The following is a 1,429-nucleotide window of genomic DNA, read 5'->3' as shown; positions in this document are numbered from 1 at the left end:
AGAACAATGGATTCCTAACTCTGTTGAAGTAGTTACCACCAGAAATGATGGCCAGACTGCGGATGATTCTGTTAACTATCTTATTGAGCACCTCTTTATTGCAATCGCTGTCGTGAGTGTCGTGTTGTGGGTGTTTCTGGGTGGGCGCGCGGCGTAATAATATACGCAACCAATAGAGATGCGATCATCGCTGCAGGTACGTTGAACGCAATAGGATAAAAATATTCACCCGTCATTCCCGTCACAAACAGCAGAGATAAGAATACGGCAACCACCGTAATTGTTGCCAATGTTGTGGGGTTACCAATCTCAGACGCGGCATTAACAATGGCTTTTGAATAAGCCTCTTTAGAACTATTTTTCGGGAGTAACTGGTTATGCCGATGAATATTTTCGATGACAACAATGGCATCATCAACCAACAGTCCCAAGGCGAGTATCAAGGCATACAACGCCATACGATTCAAAGTTGGCCCGGCTAATAGGTCGATTCCAATCACCAGAGCGAAAACGATAGGTATCGTAATGAATACGATAGACGCCGCGCGCCCCCCCAGAAACACCCACAACACGACACTCACGACAGCGATTGCAATAAAGAGGTGCTCAATAAGATAGTTAACAGAATCATCCGCAGTCTGGCCATCATTTCTGGTGGTAACTACTTCAACAGAGTTAGGAATCCATTGTTCTTGCATCGATGCGACGCGTTCCAGAATAGCCTCAGATAAAGGAACTGAGTTAACACCGGCCTGTTTAGCGATACCGATATGAACAGCCGCCATCTCTTCCCCTTTGTACTGTTTATAACGACTATCTGAGGGGCCAAAGTTAAAGCGAGATAAGCTTAAGTTTTTGGTATCTGGCTCGGTGGTAATATGCGCTATATCTTGTAGATGAACGACTTTATCGTCATCACGAAACACCACCAATCGCTTAAGCTCTTCAAGGTCTTCCAGCTTATGACTAATTCGCAAATGCTGGTTGTCTTTGTCGATCACCTTAAAGCCAAGCGAGTGATCAATACTAGCGCCTTGTATGTGCGCTCTAATTTGATTTAAGCCCAAACCTAAAGCTTGTAAACGCGTGGGATCTATCTCAACGCGTACTTCGTTCTCCTGACCACCATGAATTTCACTGAGCCCAACGCCCTCAATACTATGTAGATGCTCGGTCATTCTTTCAGCCATATGTGTGAGCTGATAGCGGTCGTACTTGTCAGAAGCCAAGGTCACAACTATAAAGGGGATATCATCCACATCCATCAGATGAATATGTGGCTCGCCCGCTAAAGGCGGTAACTGAATTTTGTATCGTTCCACCTGGTCATAGAGCCTCACGAATGATTCGGTTTTATCCTCTCCTACTTTGAACTCCACTTGAATCTTGGCAAAGCCTTCTCCTGCCACACCGTAAGTGTGCTTTACCC

General features: G+C 45.3%; 1 protein-coding gene. It reads right to left on the bottom strand.

Going from position 1 to position 1,429, the window contains the following annotated elements; translation table 11 throughout:
• Positions 1 to 95 precede the first annotated feature (95 nt).
• On the bottom strand, positions 96 to 1,429 hold a 1,334-nt coding region (locus A3735_RS04785), incomplete at its 5' end, for an efflux RND transporter permease subunit (protein WP_197485671.1).

This window comes from Oleiphilus sp. HI0061 (assembly GCF_001635675.1).
The sequence above is the reverse complement of the archived record's forward strand: the minus strand, read 5'-3'. Positions and strand labels throughout refer to the sequence as shown.